Raw genomic sequence first — 272 nt, forward strand, 5'->3', positions numbered from 1 at the left:
CTGTCTCTATAACTCCTGATTCATGTGCCACAATCTGCTGTGTTCTCAATGCAATTCTGACTGAGTCCTCTGTTGGAAGTGCAAGTGCCTCATCCCTTGAGTTTGTATGTAGTGACTGTGTTCCACCAAGTACCGCTGCCAATGTTTGTATTGCAACTCTTACAATGTTGTTGTCAGACTGTTGTGCAGTTAGTGTTGATCCTGCAGTCTGAGTGTGGAACTTAAGTTGGAGTGACTTTTCTTTTTTTGCTCCAAATCTCTCTTTCATGATT

Annotated in this window: 1 protein-coding gene; it reads right to left on the reverse strand. The window is 42.3% G+C overall.

The features are described from left to right. Window positions 1-272 (reverse strand): methylmalonyl-CoA mutase family protein (locus ACKX14_RS15830; RefSeq protein WP_422449352.1); only part of this gene is annotated, 272 nt, incomplete at both ends.

This window comes from Thermorhabdus hydrogeniformans, assembly GCF_049310025.1.
GTDB lineage: Bacteria > Bacillota > Thermosediminibacteria > Thermosediminibacterales > Tepidanaerobacteraceae > JBJYKD01.